The sequence below is a fragment of the Winogradskyella pacifica genome (assembly GCF_013403915.1).
GTDB classification, from domain to species: domain Bacteria; phylum Bacteroidota; class Bacteroidia; order Flavobacteriales; family Flavobacteriaceae; genus Winogradskyella; species Winogradskyella pacifica.
In genome coordinates this window covers 96,133-121,521 of record NZ_JABFDI010000003.1, presented here as the reverse complement: position 1 = coordinate 121,521, position 25,389 = coordinate 96,133, and the positions used below count along the sequence as shown (strand labels likewise).

Here is a 25,389-nt window from a genome sequence, read left to right as displayed (position 1 = left end):
CTAAACAACTTTTAAAATGAAACACGTCGTAACATTACTAGTTTTTGCTTTATTATTTTCATGTCATTCAGAAAAGAAGAAAAGTGAAACTTCTTTAGAAAATATGGCAATGCAGAATGAAAAACCAAACATTCTTTTAATTGTTATCGATGATCAAGGTTATGCGGATTTTTCGCCTTTTGACAATTTTGACACCTCTGTTTCTAGTCCAAATATCGCACGATTAGGAAAATCCGGAACGGTGTACTCACAGGCTTACGTTACAGCACCAGTTTGTAGTCCATCTAGAGCAGGAATTATTACGGGAAAAAATCAATTCCGTTGGGATAAACCAGCTAGTTGGGGACCAGGATTACCAGACGATGTAAAAACAATTCCTGAGTATTTAAAAGAAGCCGGTTACCACACAGCGCGTATTGGCAAAAACGATTTAGGCCGTAATTTTCATAAAAATGATGTTAGAGAATATCCATTACAACATGGTTATGATGAGTTTTTAGGGTTTTCTGCACACGCTCACGATTATTGGGCAAATTCTCAAAGTATAAAAGATCGCACTCCAGATCCCTATGGCACGAGTGCATTATTGGGACCTTTAATGCATAATATGGGTGAAAAAAGTTACGAAGAAGGTTATCTTACCGATATTTTAACAGACGAGTCTATAGATTATCTAAAACGTAAACACGACAAGCCTTTCTTTTTAACACTATCCTACAGTGCTGTTCATCATTTAATTCACGAAGTGCCAAAAAAATATTTAGATAAGTTTAATGTTAAAGAGATTCCTAACTACGACCCTGACAACTTAGAAGAGTTTGGAAATCATAAACCAGGAAGTTACTCAGCGTACTACGATAAATACTCTAGAGTTGGCGCCATAAATACAAATGACTTACGAAAATACTACTTAGCCAATTTGAATTGTTTAGATGATAATATTGGCCGTGTTTTAGATGCTCTAAATGAAACCGGATTAGACAAAAACACCTTAGTTGTATTTGTATCAGATAATGGTGGTTCTCCTCTTACAGGTGCAAATAACGCACCATTAACAGGTGGTAAATACTCTCTTTGGGAAGGTGGCATCAGAGTGCCAATGGCAGTAAGTTGGCCAGGACATGTGGATCCTGGCAAAATTGAAAAACGTTATGTATCTGCATTAGATATTCTACCGACGTTAACGGACGCTGCAGGAATTACAATCACTGATAAGGATATTGATGGCATTAGTTTACTTGAACCAAAAGAAGAGCGCCTATTAGTTTGGAAATGGCAAAAAACTTGGGCTGCACGACAAGGAAAATGGAAAATAACAAATGCTAAGGAAAATCATTGGAAAAGCGAACCATCGGCACAATATATCGCGCCAATAAGAGATGATTTAACTCTGAAATTGTTTGATATTGAAGCTGACCCAGGAGAACGCAATGATGTTTCAGCGCAGCATCCTGAAATAGTTAAAGAATTACAAACCGCATACGACGCATGGTGTGAAGCACACATTATAAAATAAATAGCCTTTTTGCCCTTGATTTTTAATAAAAAAACCTGTAAAGTTGAACTTTACAGGTTTTTTTTATTTTGTCACATGGGAGCATTCGAATTACCACTAAAAATAATTTTCATCAGGTCTTCGACTGCGCTCAGACAGACACTTATTTAATCTCTACTAATTCTAGATCAAATACTAACTCTTGTCCTGCTAATGGATGATTTCCATCTACTACTATATGGTCATCATTAACTTCTACAATTTTAAAAGGGTGCTCATTACCTTGCGCATCTTTAGATACTAAACCTAAACCTACTTCTGGCTTTACTTCTTCAGGAAGTTGTGTTTTTTCAACTTTATGAAATAATTCTTGTTTTACCTCACCATAAGCTTCAGTTACAGGAATATCCACAGTTTTCTTATCGTTCACTTTCATATCAATGACAGCATTTTCAAAACCAGGAATCAACATGCCCTTACCTAAGGTAAACTCTAATGGCTCACGTTCTAAAGAACTATCAAAGATTTGTCCGTTTTTTAACTTCCCTGTGTAATGAACTTTTACTGTATCATTTTCTTTTACTATACTCATACTTCTTGTTTTCATTTATTTAAGCTGCAAAACTATTATTTCTAAGACAGAATAAAGAATGAAACCTAATATTTTCGGTGTATTTAAGAAAAACTTAACGTGATATATTAACCGTTTGATGTAAATTTAGAAAGATACCTAGGTAACGCACTTATAATTCTATAACTGTAAGAAATTGAAAAACATTTCGACTACCTTTATCTTGAAAACAGATAGACAAATCAATTATAACAAGAAAGGACCATTAACTATGTTAACTTGGAAAGAAGTCATCAACTTTTCCGTAAATGGAAATCCAACTCCAGATAAAAGAGTTGAAAAAACAGAAGCAGAATGGAGGACTCAATTAACTCCTGAACAATTCAGAATTACGAGACAGAAAGGTACAGAACGCGCACATACAGGTGAGCTCTGTACAGCTTATGACGAAGGCAAATACAATTGTGTTTGTTGTGACACTCCGTTGTTTGATTCTACCATAAAATTTAGCTCAGGCACAGGTTGGCCAAGTTTTACGCAACCCATAAAAGAAAACGCCATTAAGTATGAAAAAGACACAACTTTCGGAATGGTACGCGTAGAAGTGATGTGTAACACTTGCGATGGGCATTTAGGTCATGTATTCCCAGATGGACCCGAACCGAGCGGATTGCGCTATTGCGTGAATTCAGAATCCATGATTTTAGATACGGAGACTGCCTAATGACAACTAAAAATTTACAAATAGCAACCCTAGGCGGAGGCTGTTTTTGGTGTACAGAAGCTGTTTTTCAGGAAGTAAAAGGTGTGGAAGAAGTGATATCTGGATATTCGGGTGGAACTGTTCCTGGACGACCAACCTATAGAGAAATTTGTTCTGGTTTAACGGGGCATGCTGAAGTTGTACAAGTTACTTTTGATGCTAACGTCATTAGCTACGAAGATATTCTAGTCATTTTTATGACCACGCACGACCCTACAACACTGAATAGACAAGGAGCCGATCGTGGCACACAATACCGTTCTGTAATTTATTATCATGATGATAAACAGAAAGACATTGCGGACCTTGTACTTAAGGAGATGAAACCTTATTACGAACAACCTATTGTTACCGAATTAACTTCTGCTCCTGTTTTTTATGAAGCAGAAAAAGAGCATCAAGATTTTTATGAAAGCAATCCGGAATACGGTTATTGTAGTTTCGTTATAGATCCCAAATTAGCGAAGCTCAGAAAATTGCATTCAGATAAGTTAAAATAACAAACAAATATTTAAGAGCAACTTTCTATTGAGAGTTGCTTTTTTTTTATCAACAAAAAACACGCGAATAACACATGTCTTCTATTTTAAAAATCAAGTTATATGGCACATCGCGATGCCATAAATCCCAACATTACATAAAGGTTTTAAATGAGCGAGGTTTATCATATACATTTTTAGATGTAGACATCAATGAAGATTATGCTGAAGAATTAAGAAACTTATATACCAATAAAAAACTTAATTTTCCAACACTCACGTTAGGAACTAAAAAATTACGAAACCCATCGGACGCAGAATTAATAAAATGGATAGACCAACTAAAATAGCATTTGGAGGTGGTTGCCATTGGTGTACCGAAGCTGTATTTCAATCTTTGAAAGGAGTCTATAATGTAGAACAAGGTTTTATTGCTTCTACCGAGAATAATAGCTCGTTTTCCGAGGCGGTAATTTTACAGTTTGATTCTGATATTATTTCACTTCAAGTTTTAATTGAAATTCATTTACGTACACACAAAAGTACATCTGCACATTCTATGCGAGACAAATACCGTTCTGCCATCTATTATTTCTCAGAGGATCAGAAAGCAGAAACTGAAACTTTATTAAATGCATTTCAACTAGAGTATAGAAACCAACTAATAACTAAAGCCTATCCGTTTTCCGAATTTAAAGCGTCTCGTGAAGCCATTCAGAGTTACTATCAAAAAAATCCTAAAAAACCTTTCTGCGAACGCTTTATAAATCCTAAATTGAGACTCTTATTAAAGGATTTTTCAAATTATATTGATACAGACTTTATTCCTAAAACATTACAATCGACATCAGAATAATTAACAGATGAGCAACACAAAAATTGGATTAGGCTTAGCCGCTTTAGGCCGACCAGATTATATAAATATAAGACCAGAGCAAAACATAAATAAGTCTATTGAGAGTTTTAAGGCAAATGCTTTAAAGGTTTTAGATGAAAGCTACGCCTTAGGAATTCGTGATTTTGACGTGGCTCCTTCTTATGGTTTAGGTGAACAGTTTTTGCAAGATTGGAATGACTCTAGAAACCACAAAGACGTTCATCTTTCTACCAAATTTGGGTATACCTATGTTGCGAATTGGGAAGTTGGATTTTCAGGTAAGCATGAAATAAAAGAACATTCTATAGAGAAATTGAACGAACAATGGGACGTTTCAAAAGCCTTATTGCCTAATTTAAAAATCTATCAAATTCATTCAGCAACATTAGATAGTGGTGTTTTAACCAATGATGCTGTACTCTCGAGATTAAACGAATTAAAACAAGAGCATCAACTTAAAATCGGAATGTCTTCTAGCGGAACTGAGCAGGTAAAAATTATAGAAGAAGCTCGAAAAGTTAGTTTTAATGGTGAAAATCTATTTGATAGCTATCAAGTGACTTTCAATATATTTGAACAATCTACTTTTGAAATTTTAAAAGAATTATTAGCACAAGATAAAACCGTAATCATTAAAGAAGCTTTAGCTAATGGTAGAATTTTCAAAAACGATACGTTTCCTAATTATAAATCTGCTTATGACTATCTTGAAGCGCTATCCAAGAAATACAACGTTAACGCAGATGCTATAGCCATTCGTTTTATTATGGATAGTTTAGAACCAAGCCTCATCTTAAGTGGTGCGTCGAGCACTAATCAGCTTCAACAAAATTTGAAAGCTTTTAATTTAAAACTAGAAGCAGACGAGATTTTAAAACTAAAATCGCTTACTGTAGATCCTCAAGACTATTGGCAAGAGCGAAGTGATCTCAGTTGGAATTAACCGCTTATTTTAACTTCTTTTTCAACATACATAACACACCGATTTCTTCTCTTGAAAGATTTTCGTTGACCTTCAAAAGTCGCAAAATTTCCTTTTGAAAATAATTAATGGTTTTACCATCAATATATTCATCAATGACACGTGGATCAATATAAGAACTACGTGCTACCGAAGGCGTATTCCCTAGCCTTTCACTAACCTTTATAACAGCATTGCGAATATTACTATCCAGTTCTTTTTGATCTTGTTCTTTAGAATAGCCAATCTCATCTAATGCCATAGCAGCAATTACAGTGCCTGCCCATGTTCTAAAATCTTTGGCTGAAAATTCGTCTCCCATCACATCCCGAATATATGCATTGAGATGATCGCTCTTCACGTCTTGCTTTACACCGTCTTCATCAATAAATTTGAATATTTCGTAACCCGGTAAGTCGTCGATTTCTTGTACTATTTTAGCTAACTTTTTATCTACAATATGCCGTTCTTGTTCTTTACCAGACTTTCCGATGTAATGAAAAATCAACTCATCTCCATCAATCTGTAAGTGTTTACTTCTCATCGTTGTTAAACCATAACTGCTATTTTCTTTGGAATAACGATCACTTCCTGGACGAAAATAAGCCGCTTCCAAAAGGCGAACCATACACGCAAGCACTTTTTCCTTAGCTAATTTACGCTTACGAAGATGCTGCCCAGTAACACGACGCATATGCTCTAAATTGTCGGCGAACTTAAGAATGCGATCAAACTTTTCTTGATCTTGTTTTTCTCTAAATTTAGGATTGTAGATGTATTGTTTTCTGTTTTTATCGTCTCTACCTGTCGCTAAAATTTTAGTTGTCTTCTTAGAATCGATTTCTACTTCCGTCCAAGCCGGAGGAATAACTAAAGACTTAAACCATTCTTTTAGATCTTTATCTTTAATCGTATTATTAGAGCTATCGACGTAGCGAAAGCCCTTGCCATGCTTTTTTCTGTAGTACATGATGCCATTCCTGTTAATGAATTATAAAGTAAATTCTTTAACACCACATCGCTTAACTCAAAAGCCATGTAGTGTGTCTTTATTACATTTATGGTTATAACCCTAATAGAAAATACAGCAGAATAACTCTTAAAGGGAGAAGTCAGATTATCACAAAAAAGCTGGTAATAAAAAGCGTAAAACGTTCGTTTTCTCAATCTTTAAAATTCCCAATCCCTTCTTTTAACCATGCCTCGTATTCCTCAATGTCTGGAGTGTAAGCAACAGGCTCGTTTAGATTTTCTTCATTATGATCCATCAATACGTAATACGGTTGTGTATTGGTTTTGTACCTAATAGTTTGCATTTCGCTCCACTTCTGACCACGGTTTTTTAATTTTTTACCAGGTCTTAATTTTGAATCTGGTGCTTCACCTTCAGGAAAATCGATTTGCTCATCGACATATAAAGAAATAAGCACAATGTCGTTTTTAAGTTTAGATAATACTTGTGGATCTACCCAAACATTTTGTTCCATTTTACGGCAATTCACACAAGCCCATCCAGTAAAGTCTAGCATCACAGGTTTCCCTACTTTTTTAGCATAAGCCAAACCGGTTTCGTAATCATTAAATGCTAAAATATCATGTGGTGCTAATAAATGGGCACCCTCAGGAATATCTGTTATACTTGCGCCACCAGCTTTTGAATTACCGACTCCATACGGAGATTCAGAATAATCTAATGGAGGAGGAAAGGCGCTTATAATTTTTAAAGGTGCGCCCCAAAGTCCTGGAATCATATAAATCGTAAAGGTCAACGTTAGTAAGCCAAATAATAAGCGTCCTACGGAAATATGTTTCAGTGGAGAATCGTGTGGTAATTGAATTTTCCCAAAAAGATATAAGGATAAGGTTCCAAAAATGGCAATCCATATTGCTATAAATACTTCGCGTTCTAAGAAATGTAATTGCAATACTAAATCGGCTTGCGATAAGAATTTAAATGCTAAAGCTAGTTCTAAAAATCCTAAAACGACTTTCACTGTATTTAACCAGCCTCCTGATTTTGGTAGAGAATTTAACCAACCCGGGAAAGCAGCAAATAATGCAAATGGTAATGCGATTGCAGATGAAAAGCCTAACATTCCTATTACCGGTGCGATACCTCCTTTGGAAGCTGCTTCAACCAAAATAGTTCCTACTATTGGACCTGTGCAAGAAAATGAGACAATTGCTAAGGCTAAAGCCATAAAAAAGATGCCAACGAGTCCGCCTCTATCGGCTTGCTTATCGGCTTTATTTGCCCATGAATTTGGTAATACAATTTCGAAAGCACCTAAAAATGAAATGGCAAAAACCACTAATAATATAAAGAAGATAAGGTTAAACCAAACGTTTGTTGCTAATGCATTCAACGCATCAGCACCGAAAATCGCTGTTATGATTGTACCTAATAAGACATAGATGACGATTATTGATAATCCATAAATAATAGCATTACGGATGCCTTTGGCTTTAGATTGACTTTGTTTTATAAAGAAACTCACCGTCATTGGTATCATTGGAAACACGCATGGTGTTAATAATGCTACAAATCCTGAAAAGAAAGCGATAATAAATATAGACCATAAGCCTTCGCTCGACTCATCGTCATCTGCTTCAGAGTTTTCATAAATATCAGAAGAAGCCACAACTGTCTTAGTTAAATCATATTCTAAATCGATATAAGTTGGTGCGGTACATTGTGTATCATCACAAGCCATAAAACCAACCTCAGAAACGATTGAAGAAATTGTAGCATCTGAAACTTTAATTTTCTGTCTGAATTCTGTCGTATTTTTAAAGTATTTAATCTTCATATCGAAGACCTTATCTATACTTTCTTCACCCTTTTCTTCGTTGGTAGAACCTACAAGCTCAATACCGTCTTTTAATGTATAGTCAAAACTTGTTGGAATTGGACCTCCTTCTTCAATATTTTGAGCATACAATTTCCAGCCACTATCAATAGTTGCAGTAGACACTAAAATTAATTCGGTATCATTTAGTTTTTCAACAGAAGTACTCCATTTTACAGGCTCAAGAATTTTTGTGGTATTACCTGTTAAATTTAATGCCATTCCTGCAGGAATCTCCTTAGTATCTTCAGCATCCTTTAGGTTAAACGTAAGATCTATATAAGTTGGTGGTAAACATTTTTCGTCATCACAGACCATAAATTCCACTTCACCTTCAACAAGTGACAATTCTTTATTAAGAACTTTAATACGTTGTGAGAATTCTGCTTTTTCACCAAAATATTTAATTCGCATTTGAAAAACAGGATCGTCAATAGTTTCACCTTCTTCTTCAGATGTTTTTCCTATTAATTCAAAATCTTTAGATTCGGTATAAACAAAGGTTGTAGGAATAGGGCCATTGTTTGGCACATTTTGCGAGTATAAATGCCAGCCAGCATCTATCGTTGCTGTTGAAATAAGATTGTATTCTGTATCTGAAATTTTTTCAACTTTAGTTTCCCATTTCACGGGATCAAAAACTTGCGAAAATAAATTGAATGAAAACGTAAATGCCAAAAGGCAAAGTAGAAGTATTTTATTAAATTTCATAAACGACATGTTAATTTGCAAATGTAACAGAAGGGTTTCTATTCTAGGATTACAATCGTCTAATTTATAAAAATCTTAAGAATTCGGGAAGAGAATTGTGAGTATAAAAAAACCGAACATTAAGTTCGGTTAGTTTGTTACGATTTTTCTTCAATTTTGATTCCATCGGAAAATTTCCATTTAGAAATTCCTCCTTTAAGATCGTAAATCTTTTTAAATCCTGCATCTTTCATCTTCTTAGCACATTTAGCACTTCGACCTCCAGATTTACAGTACAATATCACAGGTTTATTTTTATCTAATTTTGTAATGTCATCATCAAAAGTAGGTGACATAAAATCTATATTTTGCGCATTAGCAATGTAACCACCTTCATATTCTTTGGGGGTTCTTACATCAATTAATTGCACATCTTCTAATTCTAAAATAGATTGCATTTCGTCAGCTGTTATTAGCTTTATTTCAGAGTCCGCCGGACTACTGTCTAAACAACTTGTGCTAACGCCTAGTGTTAACAACAAACAACATATTACAAATACTCTATACATTTTTGTGTGTTTTAAAATCATTGATTGTGGGCAACCTCACCTTGCCATTCGCTAAAACCACCCAAGAGGTTATAAGCATTTTCAATATCTAATTGATTCATAATAGCACAAGCCTGTCCGCTTCTATTACCAGATTTACAATACACATAATAGTTTTTTGTTTTATCTAACTGTTCTACTTCGTGTATAAATCCTTGTCCTTTAAATATATCTATATGAATTGCATTAGGAATCATCCCTAAATCAATCTCATCTTGTGTTCTTACATCTAAAACAACTGCATTATCGTCTGCTTTGAGTTGTTTTGTCCATTCTTCTTGTGATAAATCAGCCATTCTTTATTCTTAATTTTTAGCAAAATTAACATTCCATTATGATATAGACGTAAAAAAATCAGAAGTGTTACATTTCAGATTCATTTTTTAACATATTCTGCCTTTATCGTAAGAATCTATTGTAATAATACAGCTAATTACTCGCTTTTTATTCATTTTTATACGATGTTCTTTTAGTATTAGACTAATAGCATCCTATATATAACTCTTGTATCATTCTTTTAGTACATCTTTTTTTGAAAGTCATGAACTTCAAAATAATTAAAACCTACACGTTTTAAATTTAACAAAATATTAATTTCACATATCAATAAAACACATACATTTGTATATACAATTGTTGTACATGAAAGAATTAAACGACATACTAAAAACAAAAGCTGATTTGCCAATACCAACAGCGACAGTCATAAATATTTTTCACACCACAACATGGATGAAGGATGATTTATTATTAGAGCTAAAACCTTTCGATTTATCCTTAGAACAATTTAATGTCCTTAGAATTTTAAGAGGTCAAAATGGAAATGCTATAAACTTACAAGACATACAAGAACGTATGGTAAGTAAAATGAGTAATACCACAAGATTAGTTGATAAGCTAATAAAAAAAAAATTTGTAAACCGTACCATTTGTAAAACCAACAGAAGAAAAGTTGAAATCGTCATTACAGATATGGGTTTAGAAACTTTAAAAACAGTGGACCCAATTATAAATCGTACAGAAAAAAACATCACAAAAAACTTGACTCAAAAAGAGTTAATACAATTGAATACCCTTTTAATAAAACTTAAAAAGAAATAATTATGAAAAACAGAAATTCAAACATTGCTATGCTATTCATTTTAGCATTATCATTTATGTCTTACACAACGTTAAAAGACAAAACCGTAAAAGTTAAAGAGAGCTCAGTAATTTGGAAAGGCTATAAAGTAGGTGGCGAACATACCGGAACTATTGACTTAAAAAGTGGTTCATTAATTTTTAATGGAAAAACCTTAACAGGAGGAAACTTCACTATCGATATGACGACTCTTGGTAGTACAGATCTCGATGGAGAATACAAAGGGAAATTAGATAGCCATTTAAAATCTGATGATTTCTTTGGTGTAGAAGAATTCCCTACGGCGACTTTAGACATTACATCTGTTACAGGTAAAGATGGAAATTTCAACGTAAAAGCTAACATTACCATTAAAGGAAAAACAGAAGCTATTTCTTTTCCTTTACTAATTAAAGATAACACAGCAACTGCAAATTTAAAGATTGACAGAACGAAACATAATATTACTTACAAATCACCTTCTATCTTAGAAACGATAAAAGATAAAGCAATTTATGACGAATTTGATTTAAATGTGACGCTTAAGTTTTAATCCAAAATAAATACATTTAGTAATATTTAAATTTTGATTCCTGTCTGCCTGAAATTTACCGCAACAGGAATCTTTTTTTCCTAAAGTGTTTGAAATCCGAATTTTGATTTCTATCTTTGATGTTCAGATGAAAATAAATACAAATCATACTTGGTGGTGGAATTTCTCAAACTTACGTTCGTGAACTAATCCTTGGTATGTAATACTTATATAAAAAAAAGGCTTGTCATTCACGACAAGCCTTTTTTAATTTAACCGAATACTGAAATAAATTCAGCAAAGATGAAAACATTTAGTTTAAACACACATTACAAAAAAATATTAGCAGACACTATTACGCCAGTTAGTATTTATCTTAAAATTAGAGATAAATTCCCAAATAGTATTCTGTTAGAGAGTAGTGATTATCATGCAAACGACAACAATTTTTCATATATCTGCTGCAACCCCATCGCTTCTATAAAAGTGGAAGGTGATACAATTTCTCAAACCTATCCTGATGGAAGCTCTAAGAGCAATTTAATTCAAACCGTTGGTGTCATTGAAGAGATTCATAAGTTTACACAACGTTTTAAAGTAGATTCAAACAAAGAATTCAAGTTTATCAATAATGGAATTTTTGGATACACGGCTTATGATGCGGTAAAGTATTTTGAAGATATCGAAATTTCAAAAAAAGACAATTCTGTTTCTATTCCTGAAATATACTACGCTGTTTATCAAAATATCATCGCTATAGATCATCAAAAAAATGAAGCTTATATTTTTGCGCATTGTTTTCATAGCGAAAATAACATTGACGACATTTTACAATTGATCCAAACGAGACAATATGCCTCTTACGATTTTAAACCCAAAGGAGACATTAAATCTAATCTTACAGATGAGGAATATAAAGCAAATGTAGAACTCGCAAAAAAGCATTGTGGCCGTGGAGATGTCTTTCAATTGGTATTGTCTAAACAATTTTCGCAACAATTTAGCGGAGACGAGTTTAATGTATACAGAGCCTTAAGAAGTATTAACCCATCCCCTTACCTATTCTATTTTGATTATGGGAATTTTAAAATTTTCGGCAGCTCTCCAGAGGCACAATTAGTGGTTAGTGATGGTAAAGCCGAAATTCATCCTATTGCTGGTACTTTTAAGCGAAGTGGAAACGACCTAAAAGACGCTCAATTAGCTGAAGAATTAATAAAAGACGACAAAGAAAACAGTGAGCATGTGATGTTAGTTGACTTGGCAAGAAACGACCTAAGTAGAAACGGAAGCAATGTTACTGTCGAAAATTATAGAGAAGTACAATTCTTCTCTCACGTGATACATTTAGTGAGTAAAGTTACAGGTACAATTCACAAAAATACCGATACCATGCAAGTGGTTGCAGACACATTTCCTGCCGGAACTCTAAGTGGAGCACCAAAACACAAAGCCATGCAGTTGATTGAAAGGTATGAAAAAACAAGCAGAGGTTATTATGGAGGAGCTATCGGTTTTATGGATTTTAATGGCAATTTTAATCATGCCATCATGATTAGAACATTTTTAAGTCAGAATCATAAATTATTTTGGCAAGCAGGAGCAGGAATAGTTGCCAAATCTGAAGCTGAAAGTGAATTGCAAGAAGTTTATAATAAATTAGGAGCATTGACGAAAGCGATTGAACAGGCTGAGGAAATTTGAGTTAGCTGTCATTCCTGCATAGGCAGGGATCTATTTAAAAAATTGAAGTATAATTAAAAAGATATTCCGTTTCACGGAACATTGCGATGAAAAAAATATTAGTCATAGATAATTACGACAGTTTTACATACAATTTAGTTCATTATTTAGAAGATTTAGATTGTGAAGTCACCGTAAAACGAAACGATAAACTAACACTAGAAGAAGTCGATGCTTTTGATAAAATTGTGTTATCTCCAGGACCTGGAGTCCCAGATGAAGCCGGTTTATTAAAAAAGATTATAGAAACTTATGCTCCAACCAAAAGTATCTTAGGTGTTTGTTTAGGACAACAAGCTATTGGTGAAGTTTTTGGTGGTTCATTAGAAAATTTAGATAATGTGTATCATGGTGTAGCCACTAGCATTACACTTTCAGTTGATGACGAATCCCTTTTTAAAGGCTTAGGCAAAACTTTTGAAGTGGGCAGATATCATTCATGGGTCGTTAATGCCAATTTACCTGATTGTTTAGAAGCTACGTCTTTTGACGACAACGGACAAATAATGTCATTAAGGCATAAAGTTTACGACGTTAAAGGTGTGCAATATCATCCGGAATCGGTGTTGACACCTAATGGAAAACAGATTTTAGAAAATTGGGTAAACAGTAAGAAGTGAGAAGTGAGAAGTGAGAAATGAGAAGTGAGAAGTGAGAAGTGAGAAGTGAGAAGTGAGAAGTGAGAAGTGAGAAGTGAGAAGTGAGAAGTGAGAAGTGAGAAAAAATTAAAATATAATTTGGGAAGAATACAATATTTAGTAAAAAATAATGTCCCATATTCCGACATAGTCGGAAACATCAAAAATCAGAAATAATGAACGAAAGAACGAAGATGCGAGGCGTAGCCTCAAGCACGAAGTTCTGAAAGTGAATGATGCTTTAGCAAATGTTTTGCATTCACGAATTCCTTATTGAAAAAATATAAATAGACGAGTAATTCCTAATTTTGATCGTGATTTTTGGTTCGTTTGCATCAAGGCAAATGAACAAAAGAAAATAAGAACAAATAAAAAAAAGATACCTGCTTTCGCAGGCATTGATATGAAACAATTATTAAACAGACTCATTAACCAAGAAAGCATCTCTAGTGAAGAAGCCAAAAACGTCTTGGTCAACATATCCGAAGGAAAATATAATCAAAGTCAAATTGCATCATTCTTAACCGTTTATATGATGCGAAGTATCACCACAGAAGAACTTCGAGGTTTTAGAGACGCATTATTAGAATTATGTATTCCAGTAAATTTAGATAACTACGAGACTATCGATTTATGCGGAACCGGAGGTGACGGAAAAGATACTTTTAATATTTCAACCTTATCATCATTTGTTACAGCAGGTGCTGGAGTTCATGTTACTAAACACGGTAATTATGGTGTGTCTTCGGCTTGTGGATCTTCGAATGTTATGGAATATTTAGGGATTAAATTTACAAGTGATACCGACTTTTTAAAACGTAGTATAGATGAAGCCGGAATATGCGTTTTACATGCACCTTTGTTTCATCCTGCTATGAAAAACGTAGCTCCTATACGAAAAGAATTGGGTGTAAAAACCTTTTTCAATATGTTAGGCCCCATGGTCAATCCTGCATTTCCAAAAAATCAAATGGTTGGTGTTTTTAATCTTGAATTATTGCGATTATACAGTTATTTATATCAAGAATCTGATAAAAACTATGCGATTGTACATGCTTTAGATGGTTATGATGAAATCTCGTTAACAGGAAAAACGAAAGTGATTTCTAATACTTCAGAAACCTTATTTGAACCGCATGAATTAGGAGTCAAACAAATCCAACAATCTGAAATTTTTGGCGGAAACAGTATCAAAATGGCTGCTGAAATTTTTAAAAGTGTTATCAATTATAAAGGTACAGAAGCACAGCACAATGTGGTGTGTGCTAACGCCGGACTAGCCATTGCTACAGCCAAGCAAATTTCACACAAGGAAGGATTTGCATTGGCGAAAGAATCTCTTGTTAGTGGAAAAGCAAAACAAAGTTTAGATAAACTAATTGAATTGAGCAAATGAACATCTTAGACAAAATAGTAATAGACAAACGCAAGGAGGTTAATCTTAAAAAAGAACTAATTCCTATAAAAGCTTATGAACAGCTACCTTATTTCGGAATGAAAACAAGGTCATTGTCAGAAAAATTAAGAGCAAGTCAGACTGGTATTATTGCAGAGTTTAAACGTAAGTCACCTTCTAAATCCATTATAAATGATACTGCTTTGGTAGAAGATGTTGCCATTGGTTACGAAAACGCAGGAGTATGTGGCATGTCTATTTTAACAGACGAGATTTATTTTGGTGGTTCCATGGACGACTTAATGATTGCCCGAGAAAATTGCGAATTGCCCTTGCTTCGAAAAGAATTTATTATTGATGAATATCAGATTATTGAGGCCAAAGCCATTGGTGCAGATGCTATTTTACTAATTGCAGCCATATTAACTAAAGCTGAGATTAAGCAGTTTTCTGAATTAGCTAAAAGCCTAAAACTTGATGTGTTATTAGAAGTCCATAACGAAGACGAATTACATAAGTCCATTATGCCATCTTTAGATATGTTAGGTGTGAATAACAGAAATTTAAAAACATTTGAAGTCAGTTTAGATATCTCAAAACAATTAAGTGCATTGATACCAAATGATTTTGTAAAAGTATCAGAATCAGGTATTAGTTCGGTGGACGCCATCAAAGAATTACAGCCTTATGGATTTAAAGGTTTTTTAATCGGCGAAAACTTTATGAAAACAGATAATCCTGGAGCCAGTGCTACTCAATTTATAAAAGACCTAGCAGGTTTATAAAACCTAGCAGGTCTAAAATAGAAAAGAAACAAATTAATTTTAACGTCACTTCGAGTGCTATTTGAAGTACGAAAAAATTATATCGAAAAGAAATAAATAGATTCCTGCCTTCGCAGGAATGACAAAAATTAAAAAGCGTGGTGAGATTCCCGCTTTCGCTGGAATATATGAAACTAAAAGTCTGCGGCATGAAATATAAGGAGAACCTAGAAACTGTGGCTAATTTGCGACCTGACTATCTCGGTTTTATATTTTATAAAAAATCAGCCAGACATTTTGATTCTAGTATTCCTGAATTGCCAAAATCAATTAAAAAAGTTGGTGTTTTTGTGGATGAAGAACTAGAAATTGTACAAGACACTATTAAGACATTCAACTTACAAGCCGTTCAATTTCATGGTCACGAATCGCCAGAATATTGTGCTGCTATAAATACTGTTGAGGTTATAAAGGTGTTTAGCATTAAAGATGAATTCAACTTTGATGTGCTTCAACCTTTCGAAGATGTCTGTGATTATTTTTTATTCGATACCAAAGGAAAATTACCAGGAGGAAACGGTTACACGTTCAACTGGAATGTATTAGAAAAGTATCCATCAAGCAAACCTTATTTTTTAAGTGGAGGTATTGGATTACATGAAATTGAAAAAATAAAAGAATTCAAAGAAAGTCCGGCTTCAAAGTTCTGTTATGCTATTGATGTGAATAGTAAATTTGAAATAGAACCTGGATTGAAGAATGTGGAGGAATTGAAAACGTTTAAACATAATGTAATTAGCTGTTAGCTGTTAGCTGTTAGCTGTTAGCTGTTAGCTGTTAGCAAAAATTAAAACAACTTGGGAGGAAAGCAAAAATTAGCATATAAGAGTGTCCCAAATTCCGACAGCGTCGGAAACAACGATTTTCAGAAATAAAGAGCGAAAAAGCGGAACTGCGAAGCGAAGCTTCAAGCATGTAGCTTTGAAAGCGAATGGTGCTTTAGCAATTTCCTAATAAATCGTTTTGAATTTTTGGTTTTGTATTAAACAAAAATCGTCCACTGGACAATTTTTATTTAATAGTGTTTCAAGACAAAATGAACGGAAAGAAATAAAGAAACAGATTGCCACATCACGCAAAAAAGCGTGATCCACAATGAAAATAATAGATTTCTGCCTTCGCAGGAATGACAAAGGCTTATGAAAAACACATACAAAATTAACGAAAAAGGCTATTACGGAGAATTCGGTGGAGCATACATTCCCGAAATGCTTTATCCTAATGTAGAAGAATTGCGTCAAAACTATTTAAAGATTATGGCTGAACCTTCGTTTCAAGAAGAGTTCAATCAACTTTTAAAAGATTATGTTGGTCGTCCTTCTCCACTCTATTTTGCGAAACGTCTTTCAGAAAAATACAATACCAAAGTGTATTTAAAACGTGAGGATTTAAATCATACTGGAGCCCACAAAATCAACAATACCATTGGTCAAATTCTGATGGCAAAACGTTTAGGCAAAAACAGAATTATTGCCGAAACCGGAGCTGGTCAACATGGCGTTGCAACCGCTACTGTTTGTGCTTTAACAGGTATTGACTGTGTGGTTTATATGGGAGAAATTGATATTGCACGTCAAGCACCCAACGTCGCCCGAATGAAAATGTTAGGCGCCAAAGTGGTACCTGCATTATCTGGTAGTCGAACTTTAAAAGATGCCACTAATGAAGCTATTCGCGATTGGATTAACAATCCGGTTGATACCCATTACATTATTGGTTCTGCTATTGGTCCACATCCCTACCCAGACATGGTTACGCAATTTCAATCGGTGATTTCCGAAGAAATAAAATGGCAATTAAAGGAAAAAGAAGGTCGAGAAAATCCGGATTACGTTGTGGCTTGTATTGGCGGAGGAAGTAATGCCGCAGGAACCTATCATCATTTTTTAGACAATGAAGATGTTGGTATTATTGCTGTAGAAGCTGCAGGAAAAGGTATTCACTCCGGTGAAAGTGCAGCAACTTCTGTATTAGGAAAAGAAGGTATAATTCATGGTTGTAAAACCTTATTAATGCAAACCAAAGACGGACAAATTACAGAGCCGTATTCGATTTCTGCAGGATTAGATTATCCTGGTGTTGGACCACTACATTCACATTTGTATAAAACAGGTCGTGGTGAATTTTATTCAGCAACCGACGATGAAGCGATGAACTCTGGCTTAGAATTAACAAAGTTGGAAGGTATTATCCCGGCTATTGAAAGTTCGCATGCTTTGGCTATTTTTAAACATAAAACTTTTAAACCTAGCGACGTTGTGGTGATTAGTTTATCTGGTCGTGGTGATAAGGATTTGCAGAACTATATTGATTATTTTGATTTGTAGTTGTTGGTTGAAAATAGAATTCTAAATTGGAATTTAAAACTTATGTTTTGGATTTGAAATTTTAAGCAATACATTTACAGTTACCAATTATTTATATCTATAATATGTCCGAAACAGTTTTAGAACTTAGAGATGCTACAATTTATCAAGGTGACAGTATGGTGCTGTCTAAGGTGAATTTTGAAATGAAGAAAGGCGATTTCGTCTATCTTATTGGTAAAACAGGAAGTGGAAAAAGTAGTTTCATGAAAACGCTTTATGGTGATTTACAATTAACAGAAGGAGAAGGTTCAATTGTGGATTTCAATTTAAAAACCATGAAAGAAAAAGACATCCCTTTTTTAAGACGGAAATTGGGTATCGTTTTTCAAGATTTTAAATTACTACCAGACCGTACGATTATTGGAAATTTAGAATTTGTGTTAAAAGCAACAGGTTGGAAAGAAAAAGACCGTATTAAAGACCGTATAGATACAGTTTTAGATAAGGTGGCAATGAAGACCAAAGGCTTTAAATATCCTCATGAACTTTCTGGTGGAGAACAACAACGTATTGCTATTGCACGTGCATTGTTAAATGATCCTGAATTGATTTTAGCCGATGAGCCAACCGGGAATTTAGATCCACAAACCAGTGTTGAAGTCATGGAAGTATTACAAGATATTAATAAAAATGGCAATACTATTTTAATGGCCACACACGATTATGCTTTACTTTTAAAGTATCCGAGCAAAACATTAAAATGTGACGAGAACAAAGTTTTTGAAGTTGTACAACGTAAGAGTTAAATCTTCAATGTAACGCTCTTAAGTTCTTGGTTAACCTTTGTAAAATCTTATGATTTCTGTATTAATTCCTGTTTATAATTATAATATTTCAGAACTCGTTTCCGAAGTACATAAGCAGTTAATTACGTCGGAAACCCCTTTTGAAATATTGTGTTATGATGACTGTTCTAACGATATTAAATTTCAGGAGTATAATAACATTATAAATACACTTTCACATTCTGAGTATCATATTCTGCCAAAGAATATCGGCCGAAGTGCTATAAGAAATAAGCTTGCTCAAAAGGCAACATACGACTGGTGCCTTTTTCTAGATGCAGACGTCATTCCCAAAAATGATGATTTTATAAGTACCTATCTTAAATCTATTTCTGAACAATCAGATGTTATTTATGGTGGTATTTTATATCAAGAAAAACATGTAGATGATGCTCAACTCTTACGTTGGATTTATGGAAATAAACGAGAAGCCTTATCTGCCGAAGTTCGAAACAAAAACACATATTTGAGCTTTTTAACCTTAAACTTCTTAATACATAAACGTGTTTTTGATACGGTTCGTTTTAATGAAGATATTCCTAACTTACGGCATGAAGACACCTTGTTTTCCTATAATTTAAAGGAAGCAAACATTAGAATACAACATATAGAAAATCCTGTTTACCATCTTGGTCTTGAAGACAGTAAGATTTTTTTACAAAAATCATTAGACTCGGTTGAAGCGATAAATCTATTTATCAATCAAGATTTATTACCATCTAATTACACTCGAATTACAAATATCTATTCAAAAGTTAAGGATAACGTCATTTCAAAAGTACTAGCCTCTATTTATTATAAGTTTGAAGCTACTTTCAGAAAGAACCTACTTGGTAAAAACCCTTCGCTCATGATTTTTGATTTGTACCGATTAAGTTATTATTGCACTTTAAAATCGAAAAGATAAATGGCATTTTTCTCTGTAATCATATCGGTTTATAATAAGGAAAACTATATTCAACACACCATTAAAAGTGTTCTGAATCAGAGTTTCAAAGATTTTGAGGTTATTATTATTAACGATGGTTCTACAGATAAGAGCGAAGCCGTTATAAACAGTTTTGACGACCATCGTATAAGACTTCTAAGCATTAAAAACCAAGGAGCTTCAAATGCTAGAAATACAGGAATAAAAACGGCAACCACTGACTATATTGCACTTTTAGATGGAGATGACACTTGGGATGCATCCTATTTGCAATACATGTTTGATGCTATCACCGCATTTCCTAACATAAATATTTTTTCTGCTGCTATAGCTCAAAAATATGAGAATAAAGTTGTTCCTGTGCCATATAGCTTCACACAAACCGAACTTTACGGAGTTTATAATTATTTTAAAGCCAGCAAGAAATACACACTTCTTACAAGTTCTAGTGTCGTTTTCAAAAAATCAGTTATAGAGAAAAGTGGAGTTTTTGATACATCACTTATTACCGGAGAAGATACTGACATGTGGATTAGGTTTGGGCTTCATTTTGAGATCCTATTTATTAATAAGCTCTTGACCTATTATCACCATGACGATTATAGCCTATCGAATACAAATTTCGATTTAGAAAAAAAACCAAATTTTGACTCCTATTTTGAATATGAAAAAACCAATAATTCTTTAAAAGATTTCTTAGATCGTAATAGATACTCGATGGCCGTATTAAGTAAGTTACAAAATGATAATAAGAGTTTTTTGTATTACACATCACATTTAGACCGTAAGAATATTAGTACTAGACAGCGCTTGCTTCTTAAGTCACCTAAATGGTTGCTTCAACTCTTGCTTAAATTACAATCATTAAAAGGAGAACGTTTAATTTATCCTAAAAGCTGATTTTTAAAATCATCGTAATCTCTTATATATTCAACTTCATCATATTCTGTAGAAGCTAACACTAAGCAAACAGAGCCAGAAGAAAAATTATCGATTTCTCTCCAAATATCTGTGGGTATATATAAGCCTTGATTAGGTTTATTAAGCATGATTCGTCTTTTAGTCTTACCATCGTCTATAAGAACTTCAAAACTTCCACTCAAAGCAATAATCACCGATTCTTGTTCCTTATGCGCATGTCCACCTCGAAAACTATCACTTGGTACATCGTATAAATAATACACACGTTTTATTGCAAATGGAATAGCGTCTTTTTCTATTACGGCTAAAAAACCACGCTCATCATGTACCTTAGGAATGTCAATTATTTTTACGTCGTTTATTGTATTCATATTAAGGTTTTACTTTAAAATAGATTGCCATTGTGCTGCTATATTTTCTTCCGAAAACTGCGAAACACTCAATTTAGAATTCTGTTTACAATGCAAGTATAAATCTTTATCTTCAAAAAGGCGGTTCATCGCCTCTGCTAATGCATCTGAATTATAATTTTCTATCAAAAGACCATTGTGGTTATTTTGAATAATTTCATTTGGACCAGATTTACAATCGACTGAAATCACAGGAGTTTCCAACGCCATGGATTCTATAATCGATCTAGGAAAACCTTCATACCTACTTGTTAATACTGTAAACAACGCCGATTTAACTACTGCTGAAGGATTAGGACTGTAACCTAGAAACTCTACAGAAGCGTCTAAATAAAGATCTTTAGTTTTACTTATTAATTTCTCTAAATCTTTACCGTCTCCTAAAATTTTAAGTTTAATATTCTGACTCGGTAGTTTTGATTTTGAGTAGCCATCTAACAACAACGAAATATTTTTTACATCATCATCTAAGCGTCCAAAAAACAGGATATAGTCCTCAGTTGTTTCCGTTGTTATCACTTCAGTTTTAAAGTTAATTGCATTATAAATAGAAGTGACATTGCTTACCCCATAATCTTCCTTTACTTTTTGAGCAATAAGCTTAGAAACACCAACAATTTTATAGGCATTACTATATATTAATTTTCCTAAAAATCGATTAGGATTTATGTATAAATCTACATTATAACTTCTAACACAATAAATCGTTTTCTTAGGATTGTAGATGAACTGTGAAATAATATATTCTTTTAAAGTCCCAATTCTTGTTCTATTATCAATGACATAATCAAAGTTATGCTGTTTTAAATAGGCTTTTAAAATTCTTAATCTTTTAAATCTTCCAAAGGTGGTATCATTTTCATCCTTTAATTCTCCAAGGTTAAGCAGTTTCCCTTTGTATGGAAATTCTATATCATTAAGCACACTAACTACGTGCACATCATAACCAACATCAAAAAGTATTTGCGATAATAAGCCAGAAGAGCGTTCTGCGCCGCCTTTACCCAAGGAAGAAACAACAATACAAATCTTTTTATTCTTAACTTTTGGCATTAACGATTATCTTTAAGACAAATGTAACGATATAAATGAAACATCTATATTTCAATGCTATTCTAACTAGATTATTCTTGAGATGTTCCTTAACTTTGATTACAATAATTAGAATCTACACATGAGAGTTTTATTGGTTGGCGAATACAACAGGTCACATAGATATTTAAAAGAAGGGCTGCAAAATTTAGGACATGAAGCAATTGTTGTTGGCATGGATGATGGGTTCAAAAAAATTGATGTTGATATAGAAATAAATCAAAAATTTAGAATAGGACCATTACAAAAAGTGAGATCTTTAATGATCCGTTTGTTTAAAATAGACTTACATTTTATTGATGTAAAGAAGCAACTATTAAAACATAAAGCGCAATTAGAAAACTTTGATGTTGTCCAATTTATAAATGAATCTTCTTTTCTCTGTTCGGCTAAAGATGAACAAAACGTATTTGATTTATTAACTAGCTGGAACAAGAAAGCATACATATTATCTTGTGGTACAGACTACTCTAGCGTAAAATTCTCGATAGATAAAAAATTTAGATACTCCATACATACCCCTTATTTTGAAGGTCGTGTAAAGCCTACAGATTTCGCGTTAGGTTTAAAATATTTAACACCTGAATTTGTAAAATTACACCATCATATTTATGATAAAATTGAAGGTGTTATTAGTTCTGATCTCGATTATTATATTCCTTTACAAAACCATAAAAAACATTTAGGAATGATTCCTCATGTTATAAATGTAGATAGTATACCTTATCAGGCACCTAATCTAGATGAAAAAATAACTATTTTTCATGGCATCAACAGAGCCAACTATTATAAAAAAGGAAATGATATTTTTGATGCTGCATTAGATCTAATTGATGCCAAATACAAAACAAAAGTCAATATAATTAAAGTTGAAAATTTACCTTATAAAGAATACATTACAGCTTTTGACACTGCTCATATCTTACTAGATCAAGTCTATGCTTATGACCAAGGCTATAATGCCTTAGAAGCTATGGCAAAAGGAAAAGTAGTGTTTACAGGCGCTGAAAAGGAATGGGAGGACTATTATAATGTTACACCCAATACTATTGCCATAAATGCGTTACCAGACGCTAAGGCGATTGCCTCTAAACTAGAATGGCTAATTGAAAACCCTGAAAAAATAATTAACATTTCTAAGAATGCACGTCAGTTTGTAAAACAGTATCATGACCATACAGAGAATGCGAAATTATTTTTAGAAAAATGGTCTTAATTTTTTTGTTTTGGAAATCGAAGTTCTAAAGAAACTCTTGTGATATCTTCATTTTCGTTTACGGCAGCACCATGAATTAAAAATGGAGAAAATAATAAGGCTTCACTTTCCTTAGGGTTTGGTCTTGTCATCTTTATGACTCCAGATTTTGTCTCCAAAATACAGGGCACATAATAAATATTACCGTTAATTTTTGCGCCCTTACTTTCTGTTCTTAAAATTTCGTTTTCTGGTATAAGGTGGCTTTTTGCTACTACTGGTAAAGACGATTTTTCATTACAACCTGCTACAGGTAACCAAACATTAATAATATCTTCCCAATAACTCAAATAACCATCTCTGTGTGGTGGATTTATATCCAACGACTTTGGTCTGCTTATTCTTATTTGAATATGTGATTTTTTTAATTCCTCTACATAAGATGTCAATTTGTAACCCAAAATGTCCCCAAACCGTTTTGCTAACAAGTCAATATCAAAATCAAAATCTAAGGTTTCAAGATTACGAGTTATAGAAATTACCTGATTATGTAATGCATCTGTAGTCACAAATTTGTGATAATCCTTTAAGTCAAATATTTCATTATCTACAGCGACATTATTAGCCTTTAAAGCATCAATTATAATATTTTTTACAGATTCTTGAAGCTTTAAAAAATCTTGATTTTCAAATGCTTCCACGATATTAAAACCATCATTTTCCCACGACATTTTAGACAAAACATTATCTTCCTGTGGGTAAAGTAATTCTGGTTTCCCCCAAAAAAAATCACCTTCAACCTTAAATTCAAAAGGTTGATTATCAATAAATATTTTACATGTTTTTTCCATCGGTGAAATTATTTTTTTGATTACTGAAATATATTTTTATAACAAAAAAGACCATTATAAAATAAAGAATGTACCTCACAAAATGAGCAATTACAATCCCTTCGGTACCATAATACTGAATAAACACTTTAGACAATACAAAAAACAATGCTAAAGACGCTATTTCAGTAATTACAAAACTTTTTACTAAACGTTTCGCTAAAAACTGATGTGATAAGACTAAGGCTCCTAATCTTACAAAATCACCTAATAATTGCCATTTAAACAAAGGTTCCATTCCTGTGAAATCTGGATAAATTAATAGAATAATATAATCTTTCAGGATATAAACCAAAAGCATTCCTAATCCGAAAATCGGCAAAATGGTTTTATAAATATTGAGTACTTCAATCTTAAACTCATGCTTATTATGGATACTCGCGAATTTTGGTAATACATACAGTGTAAATAATCCTGTAGCAAACACCATATAGTTTTTAGAAATAAATGTAATTGCTGTCCAATAACCTGCTTCATTAATGTTTAATTCATCAGTGACTAGAGTTCTTATATTCAACTCAATATAATTCAACAAAAACGTAGAAATAAAAGACATTAATGTAAATGCCAATAATTTATTTTTATAAATGAGACTGAAATTTAAAGACTTAAATTTCACATAGGTTTTCAGGGTTTTTCCAAATACAAAAGCCAAAACAACTAACTGAATTACTGGTGCTAGTGCAATAGCAATGATTACTCCTTTTAATTCTGAAGTATATACACCAATAACAAGGGCCACTGTTGCTAGAAGATAACTTATGAGTTCAATTTTAGCATAGCGTTTATAATCCGACAACCCACTAACCACCGCATTGGTAACTCTACCAACAGCAATAAATGGTACAATAGCAGCAAACAATTGAAAAATATAAATATACTCTTGAGATTGAAACAGATAATCGGATAAGAACGATGCTCCTAAAAATAATACCGCCGCAGAAAGCAATGAGCCAACTATTGCAAAAACACTAACAGTAGAAAATAGCTTAGAAAGTTCTGGCTGATCCTTTTTAAATTCTGCGACATATTTAACAACTCCATTAAAAGTCCCTAAAGTAGATGTGCTTGTAAGCATCGCCAATACATTTCGTACCTGACCAATACTTGCATAACCAGCTTCGCCAACAGTAACCGCAAGTAAACGCTGAACAAATGCAGAAACAATTAGTCTAATAGTAATCACCACTGCATTAAGCGAGGTAATTTTAAGCACTATATTACTACTAATAAATTTTGGAAGTTTCACGTGT

At 33.3% G+C, this 25,389-nt stretch carries 27 protein-coding genes; 18 read left to right on the top strand and 9 right to left on the bottom strand.

The features are described 5' to 3' along the window. Positions 1-16: 16 nt before the first annotated feature. A complete protein-coding gene (locus HM984_RS03975) occupies positions 17-1,516 on the top strand; it encodes a sulfatase family protein (RefSeq protein ID WP_179348203.1) in 1,500 nt (499 codons plus the stop codon). A 142-nt stretch (positions 1,517-1,658) separates the two neighbouring features. Here HM984_RS03975 and HM984_RS03970 read toward each other — a convergent pair whose 3' ends face one another. Next, positions 1,659-2,087, bottom strand: coding sequence for an FKBP-type peptidyl-prolyl cis-trans isomerase (locus HM984_RS03970; RefSeq protein ID WP_115808388.1), 429 nt, complete (start codon positions 2,085-2,087; stop codon positions 1,659-1,661). A 250-nt stretch (positions 2,088-2,337) separates the two neighbouring features. On the opposite strand from HM984_RS03970, the gene msrB reads away from it, so the two are divergent. From msrB to HM984_RS03945, 5 genes are all read left to right on the top strand, one after another. Continuing rightward, positions 2,338-2,790 carry a peptide-methionine (R)-S-oxide reductase MsrB gene (gene msrB, locus HM984_RS03965; protein WP_179348311.1) on the top strand — a complete coding sequence of 151 codons (453 nt, stop codon included), beginning with the start codon at positions 2,338-2,340 and terminating at the stop codon, positions 2,788-2,790. Then, positions 2,790-3,329 carry a peptide-methionine (S)-S-oxide reductase MsrA gene (gene msrA / locus HM984_RS03960; RefSeq protein ID WP_179348202.1) on the top strand — a complete coding sequence of 180 codons (540 nt, stop codon included), beginning with the start codon at positions 2,790-2,792 and terminating at the stop codon, positions 3,327-3,329. The genes msrB and msrA overlap by 1 nt, the downstream gene beginning before the upstream one ends. A gap of 74 nt (positions 3,330-3,403) precedes the next feature. After that, positions 3,404-3,658 (top strand): glutaredoxin family protein, encoded by a 255-nt coding sequence (locus HM984_RS03955; RefSeq protein ID WP_179348201.1) that lies wholly within the window; start codon positions 3,404-3,406, stop codon positions 3,656-3,658. After that, the gene (locus HM984_RS03950) at positions 3,637-4,164 is read left to right on the top strand and encodes a peptide-methionine (S)-S-oxide reductase (protein ID WP_179348200.1); all 528 of its coding nucleotides are present in this window, start codon (positions 3,637-3,639) and stop codon (positions 4,162-4,164) included. The genes HM984_RS03955 and HM984_RS03950 overlap by 22 nt, the downstream gene beginning before the upstream one ends. A 7-nt stretch (positions 4,165-4,171) precedes the next feature. Then, positions 4,172-5,128: an aldo/keto reductase gene (locus HM984_RS03945; protein ID WP_179348199.1), complete on the top strand. Its 957-nt coding sequence runs from the start codon at positions 4,172-4,174 to the stop codon at positions 5,126-5,128. A gap of 4 nt (positions 5,129-5,132) precedes the next feature. On the opposite strand, the gene HM984_RS03940 is transcribed toward HM984_RS03945, so the two are convergent. From HM984_RS03940 to HM984_RS03925, 4 genes are all read right to left on the bottom strand, one after another. Beyond that, the gene (locus HM984_RS03940) at positions 5,133-6,116 is read right to left on the bottom strand and encodes a DNA topoisomerase IB (RefSeq protein WP_115807565.1); all 984 of its coding nucleotides are present in this window, start codon (positions 6,114-6,116) and stop codon (positions 5,133-5,135) included. A gap of 193 nt (positions 6,117-6,309) precedes the next feature. Beyond that, positions 6,310-8,706: a protein-disulfide reductase DsbD family protein gene (locus HM984_RS03935; protein ID WP_179348198.1), complete on the bottom strand. Its 2,397-nt coding sequence runs from the start codon at positions 8,704-8,706 to the stop codon at positions 6,310-6,312. Positions 8,707-8,843: 137 nt separating this feature from the next. After that, positions 8,844-9,254: a rhodanese-like domain-containing protein gene (locus HM984_RS03930; protein WP_115808390.1), complete on the bottom strand. Its 411-nt coding sequence runs from the start codon at positions 9,252-9,254 to the stop codon at positions 8,844-8,846. Between the two features lie 17 nt (positions 9,255-9,271). Beyond that, positions 9,272-9,589: a rhodanese-like domain-containing protein gene (locus tag HM984_RS03925; RefSeq protein WP_115807567.1), complete on the bottom strand. Its 318-nt coding sequence runs from the start codon at positions 9,587-9,589 to the stop codon at positions 9,272-9,274. A 346-nt stretch (positions 9,590-9,935) separates the two neighbouring features. Between HM984_RS03925 and HM984_RS03920 the strand changes: the two genes are divergently transcribed. From HM984_RS03920 to HM984_RS03870, 11 genes are all read left to right on the top strand, one after another. Further along, positions 9,936-10,394 (top strand): MarR family winged helix-turn-helix transcriptional regulator, encoded by a 459-nt coding sequence (locus HM984_RS03920; protein ID WP_179348197.1) that lies wholly within the window; start codon positions 9,936-9,938, stop codon positions 10,392-10,394. A gap of 2 nt (positions 10,395-10,396) precedes the next feature. Further along, positions 10,397-10,966 (top strand): YceI family protein, encoded by a 570-nt coding sequence (locus HM984_RS03915; RefSeq protein WP_179348196.1) that lies wholly within the window; start codon positions 10,397-10,399, stop codon positions 10,964-10,966. Between the two features lie 282 nt (positions 10,967-11,248). Then, positions 11,249-12,649 (top strand): anthranilate synthase component I family protein, encoded by a 1,401-nt coding sequence (locus HM984_RS03910; RefSeq protein ID WP_179348195.1) that lies wholly within the window; start codon positions 11,249-11,251, stop codon positions 12,647-12,649. Between the two features lie 86 nt (positions 12,650-12,735). Next, positions 12,736-13,308, top strand: a complete 573-nt coding sequence (locus HM984_RS03905; RefSeq protein ID WP_179348194.1) for an anthranilate synthase component II — start codon at positions 12,736-12,738, stop codon at positions 13,306-13,308. Between the two features lie 421 nt (positions 13,309-13,729). Then, positions 13,730-14,722, top strand: a complete 993-nt coding sequence (gene trpD, locus HM984_RS03900; RefSeq protein ID WP_179348193.1) for an anthranilate phosphoribosyltransferase — start codon at positions 13,730-13,732, stop codon at positions 14,720-14,722. After that, complete coding sequence (gene trpC, locus HM984_RS03895) at positions 14,719-15,507, top strand: indole-3-glycerol phosphate synthase TrpC (RefSeq protein WP_179348192.1); 789 nt, start codon at positions 14,719-14,721, stop codon at positions 15,505-15,507. The genes trpD and trpC overlap by 4 nt, the downstream gene beginning before the upstream one ends. Before the next feature lie 167 nt (positions 15,508-15,674). Beyond that, positions 15,675-16,292 carry a phosphoribosylanthranilate isomerase gene (locus tag HM984_RS03890; protein WP_179348191.1) on the top strand — a complete coding sequence of 206 codons (618 nt, stop codon included), beginning with the start codon at positions 15,675-15,677 and terminating at the stop codon, positions 16,290-16,292. Between the two features lie 393 nt (positions 16,293-16,685). After that, the gene (gene trpB, locus HM984_RS03885) at positions 16,686-17,873 is read left to right on the top strand and encodes a tryptophan synthase subunit beta (protein WP_115807574.1); all 1,188 of its coding nucleotides are present in this window, start codon (positions 16,686-16,688) and stop codon (positions 17,871-17,873) included. Between the two features lie 104 nt (positions 17,874-17,977). Then, positions 17,978-18,661 (top strand): cell division ATP-binding protein FtsE, encoded by a 684-nt coding sequence (locus HM984_RS03880; protein ID WP_115807575.1) that lies wholly within the window; start codon positions 17,978-17,980, stop codon positions 18,659-18,661. A 49-nt stretch (positions 18,662-18,710) separates the two neighbouring features. Next, positions 18,711-19,607 (top strand): glycosyltransferase family 2 protein, encoded by an 897-nt coding sequence (locus tag HM984_RS03875; RefSeq protein WP_179348190.1) that lies wholly within the window; start codon positions 18,711-18,713, stop codon positions 19,605-19,607. Continuing rightward, on the top strand, positions 19,608-20,528 hold the full coding sequence (locus HM984_RS03870) for a glycosyltransferase family 2 protein (protein WP_179348189.1): 921 nt from the start codon (positions 19,608-19,610) through the stop codon (positions 20,526-20,528). On the opposite strand, the gene HM984_RS03865 is transcribed toward HM984_RS03870, so the two are convergent. Both HM984_RS03865 and HM984_RS03860 read right to left on the bottom strand, forming a co-directional pair. Then, positions 20,513-20,920 carry a sugar 3,4-ketoisomerase gene (locus HM984_RS03865; RefSeq protein ID WP_115807578.1) on the bottom strand — a complete coding sequence of 136 codons (408 nt, stop codon included), beginning with the start codon at positions 20,918-20,920 and terminating at the stop codon, positions 20,513-20,515. The two genes, HM984_RS03870 and HM984_RS03865, sit on opposite strands and share 16 nt — an antisense overlap. A 9-nt stretch (positions 20,921-20,929) precedes the next feature. Continuing rightward, positions 20,930-22,012, bottom strand: coding sequence for a glycosyltransferase (locus HM984_RS03860; RefSeq protein ID WP_179348188.1), 1,083 nt, complete (start codon positions 22,010-22,012; stop codon positions 20,930-20,932). A gap of 121 nt (positions 22,013-22,133) precedes the next feature. Here HM984_RS03860 and HM984_RS03855 point away from each other — a divergent pair, with 121 nt between their 5' ends. Continuing rightward, positions 22,134-23,267 carry a glycosyltransferase gene (locus tag HM984_RS03855; RefSeq protein WP_179348187.1) on the top strand — a complete coding sequence of 378 codons (1,134 nt, stop codon included), beginning with the start codon at positions 22,134-22,136 and terminating at the stop codon, positions 23,265-23,267. Here the strand turns inward: HM984_RS03855 and HM984_RS03850 are convergent. Both HM984_RS03850 and HM984_RS03845 read right to left on the bottom strand, forming a co-directional pair. Continuing rightward, complete coding sequence (locus HM984_RS03850) at positions 23,264-24,097, bottom strand: phytanoyl-CoA dioxygenase family protein (protein WP_179348186.1); 834 nt, start codon at positions 24,095-24,097, stop codon at positions 23,264-23,266. The genes HM984_RS03855 and HM984_RS03850 overlap by 4 nt on opposite strands. Next, positions 24,081-25,385 (bottom strand): O-antigen translocase, encoded by a 1,305-nt coding sequence (locus HM984_RS03845; protein ID WP_179348185.1) that lies wholly within the window; start codon positions 25,383-25,385, stop codon positions 24,081-24,083. Before HM984_RS03845 ends, HM984_RS03850 begins: the two co-directional genes overlap by 17 nt. Positions 25,386-25,389: the final 4 nt, after the last annotated feature.

Bases quoted from the DNA above. Each gene is read 5' to 3' on its own strand.
- HM984_RS03970 (WP_115808388.1), bottom strand. From the start codon at position 2,087: ATGAGTATAGTAAAAGAAAATGATACAGTAAAAGTTCATTACACAGGG.
- HM984_RS03925 (WP_115807567.1), bottom strand. From the start codon at position 9,589: ATGGCTGATTTATCACAAGAAGAATGGACAAAACAACTCAAAGCAGAC.
- HM984_RS03875 (WP_179348190.1), top strand. From the start codon at position 18,711: ATGATTTCTGTATTAATTCCTGTTTATAATTATAATATTTCAGAACTC.
- HM984_RS03865 (WP_115807578.1), bottom strand. From the start codon at position 20,920: ATGAATACAATAAACGACGTAAAAATAATTGACATTCCTAAGGTACAT.
- HM984_RS03920 (WP_179348197.1), top strand. From the start codon at position 9,936: ATGAAAGAATTAAACGACATACTAAAAACAAAAGCTGATTTGCCAATA.
- HM984_RS03975 (WP_179348203.1), top strand. From the start codon at position 17: ATGAAACACGTCGTAACATTACTAGTTTTTGCTTTATTATTTTCATGT.
- HM984_RS03880 (WP_115807575.1), top strand. From the start codon at position 17,978: ATGTCCGAAACAGTTTTAGAACTTAGAGATGCTACAATTTATCAAGGT.
- HM984_RS03955 (WP_179348201.1), top strand. From the start codon at position 3,404: ATGTCTTCTATTTTAAAAATCAAGTTATATGGCACATCGCGATGCCAT.
- HM984_RS03850 (WP_179348186.1), bottom strand. From the start codon at position 24,097: ATGGAAAAAACATGTAAAATATTTATTGATAATCAACCTTTTGAATTT.
- HM984_RS03915 (WP_179348196.1), top strand. From the start codon at position 10,397: ATGAAAAACAGAAATTCAAACATTGCTATGCTATTCATTTTAGCATTA.
- trpC (WP_179348192.1), top strand. From the start codon at position 14,719: ATGAACATCTTAGACAAAATAGTAATAGACAAACGCAAGGAGGTTAAT.
- HM984_RS03910 (WP_179348195.1), top strand. From the start codon at position 11,249: ATGAAAACATTTAGTTTAAACACACATTACAAAAAAATATTAGCAGAC.
- HM984_RS03870 (WP_179348189.1), top strand. From the start codon at position 19,608: ATGGCATTTTTCTCTGTAATCATATCGGTTTATAATAAGGAAAACTAT.
- HM984_RS03855 (WP_179348187.1), top strand. From the start codon at position 22,134: ATGAGAGTTTTATTGGTTGGCGAATACAACAGGTCACATAGATATTTA.
- HM984_RS03940 (WP_115807565.1), bottom strand. From the start codon at position 6,116: ATGTACTACAGAAAAAAGCATGGCAAGGGCTTTCGCTACGTCGATAGC.
- trpB (WP_115807574.1), top strand. From the start codon at position 16,686: ATGAAAAACACATACAAAATTAACGAAAAAGGCTATTACGGAGAATTC.
- HM984_RS03950 (WP_179348200.1), top strand. From the start codon at position 3,637: ATGGATAGACCAACTAAAATAGCATTTGGAGGTGGTTGCCATTGGTGT.
- HM984_RS03905 (WP_179348194.1), top strand. From the start codon at position 12,736: ATGAAAAAAATATTAGTCATAGATAATTACGACAGTTTTACATACAAT.
- HM984_RS03930 (WP_115808390.1), bottom strand. From the start codon at position 9,254: ATGTATAGAGTATTTGTAATATGTTGTTTGTTGTTAACACTAGGCGTT.
- msrA (WP_179348202.1), top strand. From the start codon at position 2,790: ATGACAACTAAAAATTTACAAATAGCAACCCTAGGCGGAGGCTGTTTT.
- trpD (WP_179348193.1), top strand. From the start codon at position 13,730: ATGAAACAATTATTAAACAGACTCATTAACCAAGAAAGCATCTCTAGT.
- HM984_RS03890 (WP_179348191.1), top strand. From the start codon at position 15,675: ATGAAACTAAAAGTCTGCGGCATGAAATATAAGGAGAACCTAGAAACT.
- HM984_RS03935 (WP_179348198.1), bottom strand. From the start codon at position 8,706: ATGAAATTTAATAAAATACTTCTACTTTGCCTTTTGGCATTTACGTTT.
- HM984_RS03860 (WP_179348188.1), bottom strand. From the start codon at position 22,012: ATGCCAAAAGTTAAGAATAAAAAGATTTGTATTGTTGTTTCTTCCTTG.
- HM984_RS03945 (WP_179348199.1), top strand. From the start codon at position 4,172: ATGAGCAACACAAAAATTGGATTAGGCTTAGCCGCTTTAGGCCGACCA.
- msrB (WP_179348311.1), top strand. From the start codon at position 2,338: ATGTTAACTTGGAAAGAAGTCATCAACTTTTCCGTAAATGGAAATCCA.